15 protein-coding genes are annotated in these 17,657 nt (G+C 58.6%); 2 read left to right on the forward strand and 13 right to left on the reverse strand.

All coding sequences use genetic code 11. The features are described from left to right. Positions 1–22: 22 nt before the first annotated feature. From CBW65_RS19350 to fabG, 4 genes are all read right to left on the reverse strand, one after another. A complete protein-coding gene (locus CBW65_RS19350) occupies positions 23–1,306 on the reverse strand; it encodes an AfsR/SARP family transcriptional regulator (protein ID WP_087458239.1) in 1,284 nt (427 codons plus the stop codon). Then, complete coding sequence (locus CBW65_RS19355; RefSeq protein ID WP_157722069.1) at positions 1,212–3,281, reverse strand: winged helix-turn-helix domain-containing protein; 2,070 nt, start codon at positions 3,279–3,281, stop codon at positions 1,212–1,214. Before CBW65_RS19355 ends, CBW65_RS19350 begins: the two co-directional genes overlap by 95 nt. A 122-nt stretch (positions 3,282–3,403) precedes the next feature. Continuing rightward, the gene (locus tag CBW65_RS19360) at positions 3,404–4,903 is read right to left on the reverse strand and encodes an acyl-CoA synthetase (RefSeq protein ID WP_087458241.1); all 1,500 of its coding nucleotides are present in this window, start codon (positions 4,901–4,903) and stop codon (positions 3,404–3,406) included. Next, positions 4,903–5,643 (reverse strand): 3-oxoacyl-ACP reductase FabG, encoded by a 741-nt coding sequence (gene fabG / locus CBW65_RS19365; protein ID WP_087458242.1) that lies wholly within the window; start codon positions 5,641–5,643, stop codon positions 4,903–4,905. The genes CBW65_RS19360 and fabG overlap by 1 nt, the downstream gene beginning before the upstream one ends. A 226-nt stretch (positions 5,644–5,869) precedes the next feature. On the opposite strand from fabG, the gene lexA reads away from it, so the two are divergent. Next, a complete protein-coding gene (gene lexA, locus CBW65_RS19370; RefSeq protein ID WP_087458243.1) occupies positions 5,870–6,493 on the forward strand; it encodes a transcriptional repressor LexA in 624 nt (207 codons plus the stop codon). 98 nt (positions 6,494–6,591) lie between these two features. On the opposite strand, the gene glnA is transcribed toward lexA, so the two are convergent. From glnA to CBW65_RS19400, 6 genes are all read right to left on the reverse strand, one after another. After that, entirely contained in the window at positions 6,592–7,926 is a 1,335-nt protein-coding gene (gene glnA / locus CBW65_RS19375) for a type I glutamate--ammonia ligase (protein ID WP_087458244.1), read from the reverse strand. A 55-nt stretch (positions 7,927–7,981) separates the two neighbouring features. Then, positions 7,982–8,407 carry a MerR family transcriptional regulator gene (locus CBW65_RS19380; RefSeq protein ID WP_087458245.1) on the reverse strand — a complete coding sequence of 142 codons (426 nt, stop codon included), beginning with the start codon at positions 8,405–8,407 and terminating at the stop codon, positions 7,982–7,984. Positions 8,408–8,589: 182 nt separating this feature from the next. Further along, entirely contained in the window at positions 8,590–9,849 is a 1,260-nt protein-coding gene (locus CBW65_RS19385; protein ID WP_198299854.1) for a methionine gamma-lyase family protein, read from the reverse strand. A gap of 100 nt (positions 9,850–9,949) precedes the next feature. Beyond that, the gene (locus CBW65_RS19390; protein WP_087458246.1) at positions 9,950–11,230 is read right to left on the reverse strand and encodes a TolB-like translocation protein; all 1,281 of its coding nucleotides are present in this window, start codon (positions 11,228–11,230) and stop codon (positions 9,950–9,952) included. Positions 11,231–11,506: 276 nt separating this feature from the next. Then, positions 11,507–12,877: a GTPase HflX gene (hflX, locus tag CBW65_RS19395; RefSeq protein WP_087458247.1), complete on the reverse strand. Its 1,371-nt coding sequence runs from the start codon at positions 12,875–12,877 to the stop codon at positions 11,507–11,509. 31 nt (positions 12,878–12,908) lie between these two features. Beyond that, positions 12,909–13,424: an NUDIX hydrolase gene (locus CBW65_RS19400; protein ID WP_087458248.1), complete on the reverse strand. Its 516-nt coding sequence runs from the start codon at positions 13,422–13,424 to the stop codon at positions 12,909–12,911. An 83-nt stretch (positions 13,425–13,507) separates the two neighbouring features. On the opposite strand from CBW65_RS19400, the gene CBW65_RS19405 reads away from it, so the two are divergent. After that, a complete protein-coding gene (locus CBW65_RS19405) occupies positions 13,508–13,780 on the forward strand; it encodes an LPD28 domain-containing protein (protein ID WP_087458249.1) in 273 nt (90 codons plus the stop codon). Between the two features lie 53 nt (positions 13,781–13,833). Here CBW65_RS19405 and CBW65_RS19410 read toward each other — a convergent pair whose 3' ends face one another. The 3 genes from CBW65_RS19410 to CBW65_RS19420 all read right to left on the reverse strand — a co-directional run bounded on the left by CBW65_RS19410 (position 13,834) and on the right by CBW65_RS19420 (position 17,586). Continuing rightward, complete coding sequence (locus CBW65_RS19410) at positions 13,834–14,484, reverse strand: SCO family protein (RefSeq protein ID WP_087458250.1); 651 nt, start codon at positions 14,482–14,484, stop codon at positions 13,834–13,836. A 93-nt stretch (positions 14,485–14,577) separates the two neighbouring features. After that, positions 14,578–16,290, reverse strand: a complete 1,713-nt coding sequence (locus tag CBW65_RS19415) for a M4 family metallopeptidase (protein WP_087458251.1) — start codon at positions 16,288–16,290, stop codon at positions 14,578–14,580. Positions 16,291–16,473: 183 nt separating this feature from the next. Further along, positions 16,474–17,586, reverse strand: coding sequence for an S-layer homology domain-containing protein (locus CBW65_RS19420; RefSeq protein ID WP_198299667.1), 1,113 nt, complete (start codon positions 17,584–17,586; stop codon positions 16,474–16,476). Between the last annotated feature and the right edge of the window lie 71 nt (positions 17,587–17,657).

Raw genomic sequence — 17,657 nt, forward strand, 5'->3', positions numbered from 1 at the left:
CTGCCTCCTCTGTCCCTCTACTTTAGAGCACAGAAGTTACAGCAGAGTTACCCGCCCCGCGCACCAGCCGCTGATAAAGCCGGGTCGTCTCCGGCATCGGCGTCAGACCGAGATGATCGGAGAGCTGGGCGACACAGTTTTTGTAAGAAGCGATGACCAGGCTGCGGTTGCCGAGCAGGTGGTAGCAGGCCATCAGGATCTGATACGCCGGCTCCCAGCTCGCATCCTTGTTCAAGATCCGCTCACAGCAGGCGACCGCCTCCTGATGCGCCCCGCGCTCCTGATACAAGCGCGCCAACGCTTCCAGCGTCCGCAGATACAGGGTGCGCAGGCGTTCCCGCTCGGCCGAACACCATTCCAGATAAGGCTGGTCCTGCAGAAAATCCCCTTGGTACAGCAAGAGCGCCGCTTCCAGTTGCGCTGCGGCCCGCTCCGGGTCGAGGGCGGCCGCTCCCAGCCCGCTTTCGGCCAGCTTCTCAAATTCCACCGCGTCGATCCACACCGCCGCGTCCGGGTTCAAGCGGTAGGCCGTGTCCAGCCGCTCGATGAAAAAGCAGTTCGAGCGCGCTTCCCGCCTCGGTTCGATCGCATGGGTCAGCGCGTTCATCGCCACTTTAAAATCGCGGTTGGCCGTCTTTTCGTCCATCTCCGGCCAGAGCAGCTCGCACAGCTCGTCGCGCTGCACCAGCTGGCCTTTGCGCGTGACGAGGAGTTGAAACAGTTGGCGCGACTTTTCGCGCTTCCACTCTTTGCGCGCCACTTCCTCCAAGCCCCGGGTGACGGCAAATTTGCCGAGCGTTGAGATGCGCAGCGTGTAGCCGGGGTGTTTGTCCACACCTTTGCAGTTCATCATCCGCAAGACTTTTTCCGCGCTTTCCAGCCCCAGACGGTCGCGCGCTTCGATCAGAAACGGCACGGTCATCAGCAGGTCGCTGGGACCAAACAACGTGCGTTTGACAAAAAGATCGTGAAAGCCGTGCTCCTCGACGCTGTGCAAGAGCCGGGTCGCTTTTTCCGCAAACTCCGCCTTGCGCTCCAGACGCAGATAGAGCATCGCCAGCCACAGATGCACGTTGGCCAGGCAAAACGCGTCGCCGCACTCCGCGAATCCCGCTTCCGCCTCCAGCAGCCAAGGCAGTGCTTCTTCATGACAGCCCCATGCGGTCAGCACCGACCCATGCGCCAGCCGCACCAGATTGGCGCACCACAGGTCATGCACGCTCAGAGCCAGCTCCAGGCCGGTCCGCGCGTACGTCTGCGCCTGCTCCAGCTCCCCGAGCAGCCCGGTGGTGATGCACAGCCCCATCAACCCCTTCCACTTTGCCCCGCTCCACGCAGAGCTCTTCACTCATCTTGACCGAGCGGTGGTAGCAGGTCTCCGCCTCTTCCAGCCGTCCGGCCATCGCCATCGCATGGCCAAGCCGCATGTAGCCGACCGCTTCCACAAACGGCGACTGCAGCGTCTGCCCCGTGCGGATGCCCTGTTCGGCATGCCAGCGCGAAGAGTCCGCCTCGCCGAGAAACGCGTCGATCAGCGACAAGAGCAGATGCATCTCGCGGTGCGACTTGGCGACGCGATTTTGTCCGCCGTCCGCTTCCCGCCGCTCTTTGTCGATGATTTCCAGCGTCATCTCCTTCGCCTGACGCAAGCGTCCCGTCCGCAGGTGCAGGCGCACGTCGAGCTCATCCCGTCCCTGCCCCGGCATCAGCTCATCGGCGCGCCGGATCATCGCTTCCGCTTCCCGCAGCTGCCCGGAGTTGGTGTGGTTTTCCGCCAAAAGACGCAAGATCTGGAACGTCTCGGCCGGGTAGTCGCCGCCTAAGATCTGCACCGCCTTTTGCAGCCAGTAGTTCGCTTTGAGCGGCTGGATCGTATCGAGATAAACCTGCGCCTGTCCCCGGTAGACATAGCTTCGGCCCAGCCTATCGCCTTTTTGAATATAGCCGCCTTCCGCCAGCGTGTACCAGTGCGCCGCTTCGTGAAAACGGGACAAGGCGCGGTCGACCTCCCCGCGCCAGAACAGCAGCTTGGGGTACTGTTCGAGCACCGAGCTCGGCAGTTTGTCGATCCAGCTCTTCATCAGTTCCAGACGTCCGCTGACCAGCAAGTCCTCGCCGTGCATCAGCAAAAGCCGCACCACCGCCTGCATCTTGCCGGCCGCCGAGTAATGCGCCAGCGCCCGCTGCAGATCACCCCGCCCTTCGTACAGCGCCGCCGCCATCTCTTGAAGGTCAGACCATTCAGCCGCCTCCAGTTTCTTCTCCGCATGCGTGACCAGAAACTTTTGAAACAGCCGGTGGTAGCGGTAATGCCCATCCCCCGCTTCCGTCACGAACAGCCCGGAGCGCTCCAACTGCCGGAGCATCTCAGCGGAGTTGGCGCGGCCAAGCAGCAGGTTGCACACGTCCGGCTCCATCGTTTGCAGCATGCAGGTTCGCTCCAAGAACGCCTGCACTTCGGGCGGCTGGCGGTCAAATACTTCTTCTGCCAAGTATGACAGCAGCGCACGTCCCGCTTCCGGCTGCGTTTGCCACAGTTCGGGCAGACCCATGCCCCGCTCCAGCCCCTTCCAGATCATCTGCAGGGCGATGATCCAGCCTTCCGTCTGCTCCTGAATCTCCGCCACCTGCTCCGCAGACAGCAGAATGCCGTATTCCGCTTCAAACAGCACGGCGATCTCTTCGCGGGTAAAGGTCAGATCTTTCTTGCCGATCACCAGCAGGTCGAACGTGGCCTGCAGCCGCTTGACAGCATCGATCTCCAGGGCTCGGCGGCTGCCGATCACCAGATGCAGGCCGGCCGGCAGATAGCGGATCAGCAGATGAAGTACCGTCGCGATCTCCGGCACGTCCAGCACCGCATGCAGGTCATCGAGCACAAGCACCGTCGGATCGGGTGCCAACTCGGCCAGATCGTTGATCAACAACGTCAGGCAGGGATGCAGCACGGCATGGGTCATTTCGGCTTCTTCCAGCAGGCGCAAAGAGCGCTCGCCAATCCGCGGATGGATGCGCTGCACGGCATGGATCAAATAATGCAGGAACAAAAACGCGTCGCGCTCCCCCGTTTCGACCGAATACCAGGCGATGTGGTCAAACTGCGTGCAGAGGTGCGTGACCAGCGCCGTGCTTTTGCCATAACCCGCTTCGGCCTGCACGAGCGTCACCGGATAGTCGGCCACTTGAATCAACAGCTCGTCCAACCGCTTCCTGCGCAGACACTGCAATTTGACACGGGGCGGCACCAGTTTGGTTGATAACATTAACGGCTGTGAATTCATCGTCTTCCCCCTTCGAAACACTTTCCGAAACTTTCATATATTTATTACTATTTCGTAACACCGGTGGCAATCCCTGCCACAGAAAAAAATGCACCTGAGCACAGGTGCAGTGGGATTGCGAGCTATGCAATTTCCGAGCACAGGACGACCAACTGCTTCTTGTCGATCTTGCCGACCGGTGTCATCGGCAGTTGCGACAGGAAGAAAAACGACTTCGGCACCTTATAGCGGGCGAGGTGTTCCGCGCAGAATGCTTTCAGTGCTTCTACCGTCAGCTGCGCTCCGCTCTGCGGCACGATCGCCGCCGTGACCACTTCGCCCCATTTCGGGTGCGGCACCCCGATGACCACCGCTTCGCTGACGGCGGGATGAGCAGCGAGGATGTGCTCGACTTCCAACGGGTAGACATTTTCTCCGCCGGTGATGATCATGTCTTTCTTACGCCCGACGATGTAATGGCAGCCGTCCGCATCGCGCCGCCCGAGGTCGCCCGTATGCAGCCAGCCGTCTTGCAAGGCTTCTTGCGTCGCGGCCGGGTTGTTCCAATAGCCGGAGAACAGGTGCGGCCCGCGGATCAAAATTTCCCCGGTCGCGCCCGGCGGCATCTCTGCGCCGAATTCATCGACGATGGAGATCTCATTGTGCAGCATCGGCACGCCCACGCTGCCGACTTTCACCCGGGCCAGGTCGGGATGGATGTAAAAGTTGTTCGGGCCGGCTTCTGTCATCCCGTAGCCTTCTTTGAATTGTAAGCCCTTCGCCGCATACGCCGCATAGATGTTATGCGGGCATGGCGCACCTCCGGAGAGGAAGGTGTGCATCGTCGAAGGTATGTAATCGGAAAATTCGGTCGATTCAATCAACATGTGGTGCATCGTCGGCACAAACAAGGCGATCGTGCAGCGTTCGCGCTCCAAGACTCCGAGCACCGTGCCGGGATGAAACTGGTCGCCGATCACCGCCGTGCCGCCCATGTACAGCACCGGCATCGTCAGCGCGTTCAGGCCGCCAGTGTGAAACATCGGCAGATAGACCGGGGTGACGTCCTCATCGGTCAAGCCCCACGATGCCGCCGTATTGATCGCGTTCCACAGAATCGCGCGGTGCGACAGAATCACGCCTTTTGACTTGCCGGTTGTGCCTCCCGTGTAGATGATCGCCCACGGCGCTTCGGCATCTGCAGAAACCGGCCGACAGGACTCCTGACCCCTTTCGACCACCGCCTTATACTCGTGCTGGGACAAGGTGATCGGAACGCGAGCCTGCAGCTTCTCCCCCGCCTCCGCATAGCGGTCAGAGCAGACGAGCAGCTTCGGCGAGCAGTCTTCCAGCACATACGCCAGTTCCTTGTCGGAGAAGCGATAGTTGAGCGGGACAAACACAGCGCCTGTCCTGCCTGCCGCAAAGAGCAGTTCGAGATAAGCGGCGGAGTTGGGAGCGAGCAGCGCCACGCGGTCGCCCGGTGCGATCCCGTTTTGCTGCATCCAGGCGGCGAGACGGCCGACGCGGCGGTTCAACTCTGCATAGGTGAGGCGCAGGCCGGTGCCCGCCTCGACCACCGCTGTCTTGGCGGGGGTGAGACGGGCGCGGCCTTCCAGCCATGGAAACCGCGCCGCGCTCATCAGAAGCTCAAGCCTCCGTCGACCGCCAGCACCGCGCCGTTGATAAAGCTCGCTTCGTCTGACGCCAGGAACAGATACGCGTTGGCGATGTCGCGCGGCTGACCGAGACGGCGCAGCGGCGTCTGCAGCTTCATCGCGTCCAGCACCTTCTCCGGCACTTTGTCGGTCATGTTGGTGGAGACAAATCCCGGCGCGACCGCATTGACGCGCACGCCTTTTGGACCCAGCTCTTTCGCCCAGGTCTTGGTCATGCCGACGACGCCCGCCTTGGTCGCCGCGTAGTTGGTCTGGCCGACGTTGCCAAACTGAGCGACAACCGATGCGGCATTGAGGATCACGCCGCTGCCCTGCGCCATCATCACCTTCGCCGCCGCCTGTGTGCAGAGGAAGACGCCGGTCAGGTTGATGCCGATCACGCGGTCCCACTGCTCCTGCTCCATCTTGACGAGGAAGCCGTCACGGGTGATGCCGGCGTTGTTGACGAGGATGTCGACGCGGCCAAACTGCTCCAGCGCGGCCGCTACGATCTGCTCTGCGTCTTCGGACGAGGACACGTCCGCTTTTACAAAATGCGCCTGGGCGCCGAGAGCGCGCAGCTCTTCGACGGCAGCCGCACCGTTTGCTTCATCAAAATCGGCGAGGATCACCTTTGCTCCGTTCTGTGCGAACAGGATGGCCGTCTCTTTGCCGATGCCGTTTGCTCCGCCTGTGATGATTGCTGTTTTGTCTTGTAAGCGCATTTCAAAATCCCTCCATGTTGAGCCTGTTCTGCTGAGTTGAATTATACCACCATTGGTTACAGGGCAGTTGCACGTGTCAGAAGAGTCGCAAGAATGTCGAAAATAAGAACTTACGTTTGTATCTGTTACCAACCTGTGGTATAATTTTTTCAACATAGAATCTGCGAACATATTTTCCCATCATCATAGAGTTCTCATACCATGTAGTCAAGGAGTGTATTCTGCAATGATCAAGCTGTCCAAGCGGCAACAGGAAATCATGGAGTTTATCAAACGAGAAGTCAAAGACAAAGGGTATCCGCCATCGGTGCGTGAGATCGGCGAAGCGGTTGGCCTCGCATCCAGTTCCACCGTCCACGGCCACCTGGCCCGCTTGGAGCAGAAGGGTCTGATCCGCCGCGACCCGACCAAGCCGCGCGCGATCGAGGTGCTCGATGAGGAAGGCGCGACCGATTCCCGTTTTGAATATTCGACCGTGATGGCGCCGATCGTCGGCCGCGTAACGGCAGGCATGCCGATCACCGCGATCGAAAACGTGGAAGACTACTTCCCGCTGCCGACCCGCTTTGTCGGCGACAACAACGTATTCCTGCTGAACGTCGTCGGTGAATCGATGATCGATGCCGGCATCTACGACGGCGACCTCGTCATCGTCCGCCAGCAGGCCACCGCCCACAACGGCGAGATCGTCGTCGCGATGACCGAAGACGACGAAGCGACCGTCAAGCGCTTCTACCGCGAGGCAGACCACATCCGCTTGCAGCCGGAGAACCCCACCATGGACGCGATGCGCTACCGCAACGTCACCATCCTCGGCAAAGTCATCGGTGTCTTCCGCGAAATTATGTAAAATATATACGTAACCCCGCCCTCACCGGGCGGGTTTTTTTATATTTTCACAACAAAAAGCCCATCGTCTCAATCGAGACGATGGGCTTTGACTGCTGCTTAGTACGTGGTCAGGTATTGGTTGCGCTCCCACTCGGTGACGGTGGTGCGGAACATATCCCATTCGATTTGCTTCGCTTCTACGAAGTGCGCGACAACGTGTTCGCCAAGCGCTTTGACGATGATTTCGTCTGCGAGCAGCTCGTCGATCGCTTCTTTCAGGGAAGCCGGCAGCGAGAGGATGCCGTTTTCGAGGCGCTCTTCTTCGTTCATCACGTAGATGTTGCGGTTGACCGGGTCGACCAGCTTCAGCTCGCGGCGAACGCCGTCGAGACCGGCTTGCAGCATCGCTGCCAGCGCGAGGTACGGGTTGCACGCCGGGTCCGGGTTGCGGACTTCGATCCGGGTGGACAGACCGCGGGACGCCGGGATGCGCACGAGCGGCGAACGGTTCTTCGCGGACCAAGCGATGTAGCACGGCGCTTCATAGCCCGGAACGAGACGCTTGTAAGAGTTGACCGTCGGGTTGGTGATCGCTGCAAAGCCGCGTGCATGCGCCAGGATGCCAGCCAGGAAGTGCTTCGCCGATACGGACAGGCCAAGCTCGTCGCTGTCATCGAAGAAAGCGTTGGTGCTGCCTTGGAACAGGGACATGTGGCAGTGCATACCGGAACCGTTGATGCCAAAGATCGGCTTCGGCATGAAGGTTGCGTGCAGGCCGTGCTTGCGGGCGATGGTCTTAACCACCAGCTTGAAGGTCATGATGTTGTCTGCTGCGGTCACCGCATCGGTGTATTTGAAGTCGATCTCATGCTGACCGACTGCAACTTCGTGGTGGGACGCTTCGATCTCAAAGCCCATCTCTTCGAGCGTCAGCACGATTTCACGACGGCAGTTTTCGCCGAGGTCAACCGGTGCGAGGTCGAAGTAGCCGCCTTGGTCGTTTACTTCGGTGGTGATGTTGCCTTTTTCGTCGAGCTTGAAGAGGAAGAATTCCGGCTCCGGACCGACGTTCATCGTGTCAAAGCCCAGCGCTTTCGCATCTTCGAGCGCGCGCTTCAGCGTGGAGCGCGGGTCGCCCGGGAACGGGCTGCCGTCCGGCATGTAGATGTCGCAGATCAGGCGTGCTACTTTGTAGCCTTTATCCGTTTCCCACGGGAAGATCAGCCAGGTGTTGAGGTCCGGGTAAAGGTACATGTCAGACTCTTCAATGCGGACAAAGCCGTCGATCGAGGAGCCGTCGAACATCATTTTGTTTTCCAATGCCTTGTCAAGCTGAGAAACCGGGATTTCCACGTTCTTGATCACACCAAGCAAATCGGTGAATTGCAGTCGGATGTAACGCACATTCTCTTCTTTGGCCATGCGTTTGATGTCTTCTACAGTGTAGCTCATTTCTGGTTCTCCTCCTCAGGCTCCATCCTCTTTGGAATGAATGCTCTATGTGTAATTAATGGAAAAACCGCGACAGGTCGCCGGCGTTAAACGGGTTGTTCCCCGGCATCGCCGGACGGCGCAGCATTTCCTTTTTCAACATGTCTCGAAGTTCGCGGTCGGACAGATCGCGTTTGACTTCCTGGGCGATCTTCTCCGCCTGTTCCTTCTTGTGGTCTGGCAGAAGATCGGATACGGTCTTGGCGGGTCCAAGCACCGTCTTGATGCCGGCAATGTTCAGCCCTTGGTCGATCAGCCGCTTGATCTCAAGCAAGCGTTCCACGTCATTGAAGGAAAACAATCGCTGGTTTCCATCAGTACGTGCCGGCCGGACCAACTGGTGCTGCTCGTAATAGCGAATTTGCCGGGCGGTCAGGTCGGTCAGCTTCTGAACGATGCCGATCGGGAAAAGGGCGAGATTGCGTCTGATTTCGTCGTTCATTCACATCAACGCCTCTCCTTTGATAGTCTAAGTATATGCCATGTCAGCAGAATGTGTCAACGCATGTCAGGAAAGCTGACACAAAAATTTTTCCGCTCCCCTGCCGCATACAAAAAGACCATGTCAGAACGGGCATCGCCCCTTATAACATGGTCTTTTCTGCGCATTGCTATGTCAGCTTTTTACAGCAAGCCTTTCTCCTTCAGCCCGGCCACCGCCGACAGCACCGCCACTTTGGCGTGCGCGTAGGTTAAGCCGCCCTGCAGATAGCCGATAAACGGTTCGCGGATCGGGCCGTCGGCCGACAGCTCGATCGACGAGCCTTGGATGAACGCGCCAGCCGCCATGATCACTTCGTCCGCATAGCCCGGCATCGCCCACGGCTCCGGCTTGACGTGCGAGTCGACCGGCGCGGCCGCCTGGATCGACTGGCAGAACGAGATCAGTCTCTCCCGTGAGCCGAGCTGCACCGCCTGAATGATGTCGGTGCGCGGCGCGGTTGACGCCGGATGGGTGGTCAGGCCCAGCTCTTCAAACAGCCCGGCTGCAAACACTGCGCCTTTGACCGCTTCCCCCACCACGTTTGGCGCGAGGAAAAAGCCTTGGAACAGCGTGCGGTTGGTGCCGAGCATCGCGCCCTGCTCCGCCCCGATGCCCGGTGCGGTCAGACGGCAAGCCGCGCGGTGCACGAGATCGGTGCGGCCGGCCACATAGCCGCCGCTGTGCGCCAAGCCGCCGCCAGGGTTCTTGATCAGGGAGCCGACGATCAGGTCGACGCCAACTTCGGTCGGTTCGCGGCGCTCGGTGAACTCGCCGTAGCAGTTGTCGACAAAGACGACAACATCCGGCTTGATCCCTTTCACAAAGCGCACCATCTCGCCGATCTCCTCCACCGTAAACGACGAACGCCACGAGTAGCCCGCCGAACGCTGGATGCCGATCATTTTTGTGTTCGGCTTGATCTTCTGGGCGACGAGGTCGTAATCGACCTTGCCCTCCACGAGCGGCACCAAGTCGAAGGACACGCCAAATTCCTGCAGCGACCCCTCACCTGCTTCGCCGCGCACGCCGATCACTTCTTCCAGCGTATCGTACGGCTTGCCGGTGATGTACAACAGTTCATCGCCCGGGCGCAGCACGCCGTACAGAGCCAGCGCGATCGCGTGGGTGCCGGAGACGATATGCGGGCGCACCAGCGCCGCTTCCGCTCCAAACGCCTTAGCGTAGACGCGCTCCAGCGTCTCGCGCCCGGCGTCATTGTGGCCGTAGCCGGTCGAAGAAGCAAAATGAAAATCGCTCACCTGCTCCTCTTGAAAAGCCTGCAAAAGCTTCGCCTGGTTGTAGACGACCGTCTCGTCGATCAGGCGAAACTGTTCGGAAAGTTTCTGTTCAATCTTGGCGGTCAACTGCAGCCAAGTCGGATTTTGCAAAAGTTGCAGCAAGGACAAAGCACGTCTCTCCCATCTCTGAACCAAATGAAGCAATACTCTACCACTATATCATATAAAAACAGCATGACCCCAGCGGTCATGCTGTTTTTTCTCAAGAGATCGGCTTCCAGCTCAGCACGCTGTCCCAGTGCCAGTGCTCATAGTACATCTGCCCTTCGCCGATCCCTTCCACCCACAGCTTGGCGTTTGAGCCGTCCGCGTTCGAGACCCAGATGTCGGCCCGGCTTTTGTTCCAGCGCACCCAGGACAATGCAATGCCTTTGGCCAGCACCTGCGGATCAAAGTCGCCCGCTCCGGCCGGGGGCGTGCTCAGCGGCTGGGCCGAGCCGTTTTTGGCATCGACGCGCATCACGCGGGGAAACGTATTCCCCAGCGGCGTTTGATCCGACTTCGGCGCAGCGCTGCGGGCGACAAGCAGCGATTGCTCATCCAGCCAGGCAAAGGAGCGGTCGACACGCCCGTCCGGCGTCAAGTTCTCCCCTTTGCCAAACGGCGGCCCGAACAGCTGCAGTCGCTTGCCCAGCAGCGAGAACCGCCCGCTGCCTGCGATCACGCCAAGCTTCGCGCCTGCGGGCGCCCATTTAAACCACTCGTCATAAGCCAGCATCTCCGCCGCCGGCTTAAAGAATTTCCCGTCGGCCGACAACAGGCACAGCACATTGGCATCGGCAGAGAGCGACGCGGTCTGGGTGGCGATAAAAGCGATCCACTTCCCGTCCTCCGACCACTTGAACCCGCCCGTCCCGATCGCCAAATAGTCGTTTTCCTGAAAGCGCAAAGGGCTGGGCAGCGAGTAAAACTTGCGCACCTGCTTCGCCTCTTCATCGGGCGAATACCAGACCTTGTACAGCTCGCTCGACGTCCATCCTGTCGGCTCGAGATGCGCCTCCGAAGAGACGAGGAATCCGCTGCCGTCCGGGAACCACGAATAATTGCTGATCCCCGGCACCACCTGTTGTGCCGCACGCACTGCGCCTTTGCGCAGATCGGCGACCAGCAGGTCGGAGTCGACACGCAACGCCAGCAGATTCTCTTTCGGCGACCAACGGGCGGAGATCACGCGGTCATGGACCGGGAATGTCCGTCCGTTCGCCGCATCGTACACCCACAGCTGTGCGGTATCGTCCTGCACACGCTCCCGCTTTTGAAACGCAATCCATTTTCCATCCGGCGACCAGAGCGGCCACGACGCGATGCCGTCCGCTGTGACCGGGCGTTCCTGCACCCCTTGTTTCACCCACAGCTTGCCGTCCCGGATAAATGCCAGTTCTAACGAATCGCCGTGCCAGGCTGCAGCAGGCGCCGATGTCCAACAAAAGAGGAGTATCATGCAGAGGAAGACCAGGCCGATCTGCTTCCAGAACCGTTTCATTCAGAAGCCCTCCCGTCAAAAGTAGGTATCTCCCCTACTATTTCCCACCGACAGCTCCCCATGCGCGGAAAATTGGAAAAGGCACCCTGACGGGTGCCTTTTCCTCGCTGCTCTCATAGTTTAATCTCTCTTGTACCCTAAGTATAATACAAACAATTCGATAAAGTCAATAACTTTCCTAATAAAATTTATAAAGCTCACAGAGAAAACCTTTTAAACAAAAAGACCCTTCACTTTAAAACAAGGAAGGGTCTTCCATTTCATTTAACGTGAAGCTTATTGCAGCGTGGAATCGGTCATGTCGAAGATCATCTGCTCATTGGTTTTGACCGACTTGGCCGGTTTGGCTTCCTGCGCCTCTTCGATCAGATACGGGCGCAGTTCCTCAGCGATCGCCTGAGGCACTTCCGCATGCAGATAGGTGCCCGACTCGCGGTGCTCCTCGGCAAACAAGCGGCCTTCGCGGTGAATTCTCGCCACCAGCGCGCTTTCTTTGTACGGCACTTCCGCTTTGACGATCAGGTGCCGGACGCCGACGAGGTCGTCGATCTTCTCCATCATGTCCTGCACGCCGTCCCCTTGCAGAGCGGACAGACGGATCGTCTCCGTCGAGTTGGGGTCGTTGCCAAGCCAAGTGCCCGGCACGAGGTCAATTTTGTTAAACGCGGTCAGCACCGGGCGGTTCAGCACGTCGAGCTGGCCCAGCACGCCGTACACCGTTTCCATCTGCACGTCAAAATTGGGGTGAGACGCGTCGACCACATGGACGATCAGATCGGCCTCGGCCGTCTCTTCCAGCGTGGAGCGGAACGCTTTGACCAGCGAATGCGGCAGCTGTTGGATAAAGCCGACCGTATCGGAGAAAATCGCCGTCTTCCCGTCGGGCAGCTGCACCTGCCGCGTTGTCGTGTCCAACGTGTCGAACAGGCGGTTGCGCCCTTCGGCCACCTCTTTGCTTCCTGTGCCGTAGCGCTCGACGATCTTGCGCATCAGCGTGGATTTGCCGGCGTTGGTATAGCCGACAAAAGCGATCACCGGCACGTCTTGCTTCTTGCGGCGCTGGCGGTGCAGGTCGCGGTGTTTGCGCACCTCGTCCAACTGCCGGCTGAGCTCGACCAGCCGGCGGTGAATATAGCGGCGGTCGGTCTCCAGCTTGGTCTCGCCAGGGCCGCGCGTGCCAACCCCGCCGCCGAGACGCGACATTGAAGCGCCGCGTCCGGTCAGGCGCGGGAGCAGGTAGTTGAGCTGCGCCAGTTCGACCTGCAGCTTGCCTTCACGCGTCTTGGCGCGCAAGGCGAAGATGTCCAAGATGATCTGCGTGCGGTCGAGCACGCGGCACGGCAACGCTTCTTCCAAATTGCGCACGTGCTTCGGAGACAGTTCGGCGTCAAAGACGACGAGGTCCGCTTCCAGCTCTTCGACCACCGCGCGCAGTTCGTCGAGCTTGCCGCTGCCGATGTAGGTCGCCGAATCGGGCAGGCCGCGATTCTGCACCACTTCGGTCACCACTTCCGCCCCGGCCGTTTCGACGAGGCCGTGCAGTTCCTGAAACGCCATCGTCCAGATCGTTTCATCCTTTTGATTCAGGCGCAGCCCCACGAGCACCGCTCGTTCCACGCGGTTTTGCTGTTCTTGTATATCGTGCATGCTCTCATTCCTTTTTGTCTGATCTTACCTGTTATTGTAACACCATCCAGCTTTCATACACCACCGTCTCCGAACTCATCCGTCCGGACTTCATCCATTCCAGCGCTTTGCGCACCAAAGGCGAGGTGTTGTCCTCTTCCAGCTCGCCAAGATGCACCCATTCCAGACCAAACGAGTCGTTCAGTTCCTGCCCTCTGTCCTTTTGCAACACGCGCTCGATCGAGCCGGCCGGCGCTTCCTGATCGGCCAGCGTGACTTTGTAGAAGACGGCGATGTGGTGCAGGTGTGTCGTGTCTTTCCACTCATGCGGCACAACAAAATCATACGCGCCAAGATTCTGCTGCGCGGTGACCGGCATGCCGGTCTCTTCTAAAAATTCACGCTGCAAAGCTTCTAGCATCCCTTCGCCGGGATCGACCGAACCGCCGGGCAGGTCATAGCGCCCCCGATACGGCCCGCCCGCTTTTTCCACGACGAGCAGCGCTTCTTTTGCTTCATCATAACAGATGCCGTAAACGCCAAAATGGCGGTGCCAGCGAATGTCCATTCTGCCGAACCTCCTTTGAACCTATACTATCATCTTGTATAATGAGAAGAACAGCAGAAATGCCAAGGAAAGGAAGATGAATTGTGAAATACTTGAAATTCAAAGGCCAAAAGGTCGGCATCACGACAGACCGCATCGAAGCAAGCGACCGCGAAGCGGACAAATACTACTACGAAATGCGCCGCGACGAGGAGCAGCCGCATGTGCCGTACATGATTGAGGACAGTGTGGACGAGGATGCCTTTTGGGGCACGATGGTCACCGAAGAGCCGTTTGAGTTCAACCAAGGCGATTACCACTCGCTGACCGAAGAACTCGGCTTGAAGCTCGCAGAAAAATTTGGCCTGCTCCAATAAGGTAAGTATGATAGGCAAAACCACCCGCAGCGCGCTCCGGGTGGTTTTTTATGTTACAGGTTGGTCAGTTTCTTCATGTCGTTGATGATCACGTCGTTGGTGATGCCATCGCTCATGTTGTAGGAGTTCATCACCTGGTTCTTCTCGTCGAGCAGGAAGATGCGGTCATTGTGCGAGATGTCGTGGATGCTGTGCTTTTCAGCCAGCACGCCAAACTGGTCGCGCACGGCGGCCAGATCTTCATCCGAACCGGTCAGGAACGCCCACTCGTTCGGGTCGGCCTGGAACTGTTTCATGTATTCGGCAAGCTTGTCCGGCGTGTCGTTTTCCGGGTCGACGGTGATCGAGACGAACTGCACATCTTCTTTCTTCAGACCGTTCTCATCCAGCGTCTTCATGATGTTCGCCATGCGTGCATGCGACACCGGGCACACATCCGGGCAGTTCGCGAAGAAGAAATACACCAGTTTCGCCTTGCCGGTCAGATCTTTTTCGATCGACACCGGCTGGTTGGCGGTGTTGGTTAACGTAAAATCTTTTATTTGCATGATCGGCTGAAGCTCGCCTGATGTTTGCTCGTGATCTTCATGGCCCGCGTGCTCGCCATGCTCATTTTGTTGGGCACCTTGTCCGCCGCAGGCGGTCAGCAGAAGCGACGCTGCCGTCAGCAGGCCCAACGCGGTGTAACGAAAACGCTTGTTCATTCAGTACCACCCTTTCTGCCCCTCATTATAACAAAAAAACCCCCGCCGGAGTCCCGGCAGAGGTTTTGGCAAATCGTAACTTTTTGCAAACAATTACTCGGTGATGCCGACCGCATCGAGGCCGCGGATGACCGCTTGCGCTTCGAAGCTGCCTTCCCCGTACAGCTCTTTGGCGGAGTGGATCGTCGCAATGCGCGCGTCGCGGAAATTGGAGTCGGGCGTCAGGTAGTTGGTCAGCGTGTGGTAATAGATCTTGCCGAGCTTCTGCTGGCCGATCTCCTGCGCGATCAGGTACGCGCCATGGTTCCAGATCGAGGAGTTGACATGCACGCCGCCGCTGTCGAGGCTGAGCGGCAGGTTGTAGAACTGGCTCATATATTTCGGATACATCCCGGAACCGTCGCCGTACGGCACATAGTCCGCTTTGACCGGGAAGCGGTTGGGGTTGGACAGCGAGCGCAGCGCGTCGCGGCCGATCGCTTTCTGATCGGAGCCCATGATGTCTTCGCCCATCTCCCAATCATCGGAGTCGATCAATGCGCCGAAAATATCGGAGTACGACTCATTGAGCGCGCCGGACTGGTTGCGGTACTTCAAGCCCGCCGTATGCGTCGTCACGCCATGCGTCATCTCATGCGCCGCGACGTCAAGACCTGCCGACAAGGAGATGAAGTACGAACCGTCCCCGTCCCCATAGGTCATCTGACGGCCGTCCCAGAAGGCGTTGTTGTACTTGTCGCCATAATGCACGGTGGAGATGATCGCCATGCCTTCCCCGTCGATCGAGTTGCGGTTGTGCTCGCTTAGGTAATAGTCGTACACGATCTTCGAGTTATGGTGCGCATCGACCGCCGCGCGCTCATAATCGCTGTGGAAGGATGCGTTTTTCGACGTAAACAGCTCGCCGGGCAGACGAACGGTCGACGAACGCCATTGGTTCTTGAAGTCATACGTCAAAATACCGTCCATCGCGCCGATCGAGTAATCGGCGAGGTAGAACGTCGAGCCGCCCTGGCCCGTGTTGTTGTGTGAGATGCTCAGCGTGCGGTGTGCCCCGTTTACGCCGATCCCGGAAGCGGTAGCCGGCTGCACATCGAGCTGCTTGTGCTGGTCAAGGTCCATGATCGCGTTGTACTGGTCGATCACCTGGCCCGACTTCGCGTCCACGTACACCGACCAGTTGCCGGGATGCTCGCCGAGGAAGTGCACGTTTACTTTGTGCGCGACATACGTCTGCCCTTCGAACGGATAGACGACCAGCTCCGAGCTCGGATCGGACTCCAGCATCTCCGGCGCGTCAACCGAGGCGATCGCCGTCTGCACAGCCTGCTCCGCGCTCAGCACAGGCGTGGTGTCCAGGTCGAGCGCATCAACCTCCGCGTTGAAATCGCCGTTTACGGTGCGCACTTCACCGTCTGCATCAATGTGCACGATGGTGATCGCGTCTTCCACCGGCAGCCCGTTTTTCGTCTGCTGCAGGCGGATGTGGGTCGTGCCGAGGCTGTCCCGCTCCGCTTGCAATGCTTTCAGGTCGGCCTTCGGATTCTTCATCTTAAAGAATTCTTTATGTTGATCCAGGAAATCGACAGCGGCCCCTGCATCTTGTCCGCCTTGGTTTGACAGCACGCCCGTGACAAACTCCGGCGTGCCTTTTTTATTGTAGACCACTTTCAGCGCGCCGTTCGATTTGGCGTTAAATTGCGCCAACGACTCATCTTTTGCCGCCGATGCGTCCGTGGACGGAACCAGCGAAGTTCCCAGCAATAAGGCGGTTACCAATACAGGTGCGAGCACAGCTTTTTTCACAATCGATCCCCTCTTCTTTCGCTGCTAAAGTATGTATCTGTTGTTTAATTCTAACTATTCTAAATTATACACACCTCCTTTATCACGGTAAAGCGAAAACAGGTAAAATGATCCAAAAGCATTAGAAAACCCATCACATTTCAAGTGATGGGTTACTTTCTACCTATGTGTGTTTATGCGTTTTTATTCGAACGGATCGGTTTGCTCCGGCAGATAGCGGATCAGATATTCGCGGCCGCGCCCTTTGTGCAGGGACTCATGGGCGACGACAGACGCTTCTTCGATCCAGCCAAACGACCAGTGGCCGGGCAAAACATCCGGGAAATGCTGTTGGACTGCGATCTCGCCGTCGATCAGCGGTCCGCGGAACAGCCCGACGTTGAGCAGTTTGGCTGCCGCTTGCCGCTCCGTGTTGCCGTTTGGCTTAAATTTCCCGCCGCCGACACCATCGATCATGCCGAGCGACTTAGCGGTGCCGATCGCATCTTTGGCCCAGTTATCGCTGGTGTCGTCAAACCCGCCGAGCGGAATCGGCTTTACCCCGCGCAAGGTCAACATCAGACGCACCAGTTCGGCGCGGGAAATCGGATCGTCCGGATGGAACGAGCCGTCCGCATAGCCGCCCATGTAACCGGCGTTGCTGACTTTGTTGATCACCTTGTTGGCCCAGTGACCGCTCGGAACGTCCGAGTACGGATGATCAACCGGGGAAACGTCTTCCAGCTTCTTGATGTGCGCGATCACCGCTGCCACTTCGGCGCGGGTGATCAGGTTCTCCGGGTGGAACAGACCGTCCGGATAGCCGATGAAAAACGGCTGATCGATCTGCACGCCTTTTTTGACTTTCACTTTCGGCGTCTCCCACTTCAGCGAGCCGTCCCCTTCGACTTGGCAGGACAGCTCCAGCCAGTCGCCGAGATTCTCTTGGGCTTTCAAGTTAAAGTGCAGCACCTGCGCCCCGTTGGCGGACGCCCCTTGCAAGTGCCAGATCAGTTGACGGTTTTGCGCATCCCACTCCGCCCCGCTCAGCCCTGCGGTCTCCACCTCGACGCCGGCGGGGAGTTGTACCTTCAGGTAGACATTGCTCTGGTTCTTGTTCTGCACATTGTGGTAGAGAATGTGGTAGGACAACGTGCCTCCTGCCGCGATCGTTTCCTGGTCGGAGATCAGCTGCACCTCCGGCAGATCGGAAGCGTCCGTCTGCGCCGATACGCTCGCGCCGCTCCCGGCGATACATGTCGCCGCCACCGCAGTTGTTGCCAGGCCCATTGCCATCTTTTTGAACAAACCAGCCAAAAGATCTCCTCCTCCATGCAAATCGTATTCCTGTTGAATATCTAATGCACAGGACTTCGCTGAACAGAACC

Origin of the sequence: Tumebacillus avium (genome assembly GCF_002162355.1) — a bacterium.
Lineage (GTDB): Bacteria > Bacillota > Bacilli > Tumebacillales > Tumebacillaceae > Tumebacillus_A > Tumebacillus_A avium.

What these genes read in the sequence shown, in the direction of transcription:
- CBW65_RS19390 (WP_087458246.1), bottom strand. Translation starts at nt 11,230, where the DNA reads ATGAAACGGTTCTGGAAGCAGATCGGCCTGGTCTTCCTCTGCATGATA.
- hflX (WP_087458247.1), bottom strand. Translation starts at nt 12,877, where the DNA reads ATGCACGATATACAAGAACAGCAAAACCGCGTGGAACGAGCGGTGCTC.
- CBW65_RS19380 (WP_087458245.1), bottom strand. Translation starts at nt 8,407, where the DNA reads ATGAACGACGAAATCAGACGCAATCTCGCCCTTTTCCCGATCGGCATC.
- CBW65_RS19400 (WP_087458248.1), bottom strand. Translation starts at nt 13,424, where the DNA reads ATGGACATTCGCTGGCACCGCCATTTTGGCGTTTACGGCATCTGTTAT.
- CBW65_RS19410 (WP_087458250.1), bottom strand. Translation starts at nt 14,484, where the DNA reads ATGAACAAGCGTTTTCGTTACACCGCGTTGGGCCTGCTGACGGCAGCG.
- CBW65_RS19350 (WP_087458239.1), bottom strand. Translation starts at nt 1,306, where the DNA reads ATGGGGCTGTGCATCACCACCGGGCTGCTCGGGGAGCTGGAGCAGGCG.
- CBW65_RS19360 (WP_087458241.1), bottom strand. Translation starts at nt 4,903, where the DNA reads ATGAGCGCGGCGCGGTTTCCATGGCTGGAAGGCCGCGCCCGTCTCACC.
- fabG (WP_087458242.1), bottom strand. Translation starts at nt 5,643, where the DNA reads ATGCGCTTACAAGACAAAACAGCAATCATCACAGGCGGAGCAAACGGC.
- CBW65_RS19355 (WP_157722069.1), bottom strand. Translation starts at nt 3,281, where the DNA reads ATGAATTCACAGCCGTTAATGTTATCAACCAAACTGGTGCCGCCCCGT.
- glnA (WP_087458244.1), bottom strand. Translation starts at nt 7,926, where the DNA reads ATGAGCTACACTGTAGAAGACATCAAACGCATGGCCAAAGAAGAGAAT.
- lexA (WP_087458243.1), top strand. Translation starts at nt 5,870, where the DNA reads ATGATCAAGCTGTCCAAGCGGCAACAGGAAATCATGGAGTTTATCAAA.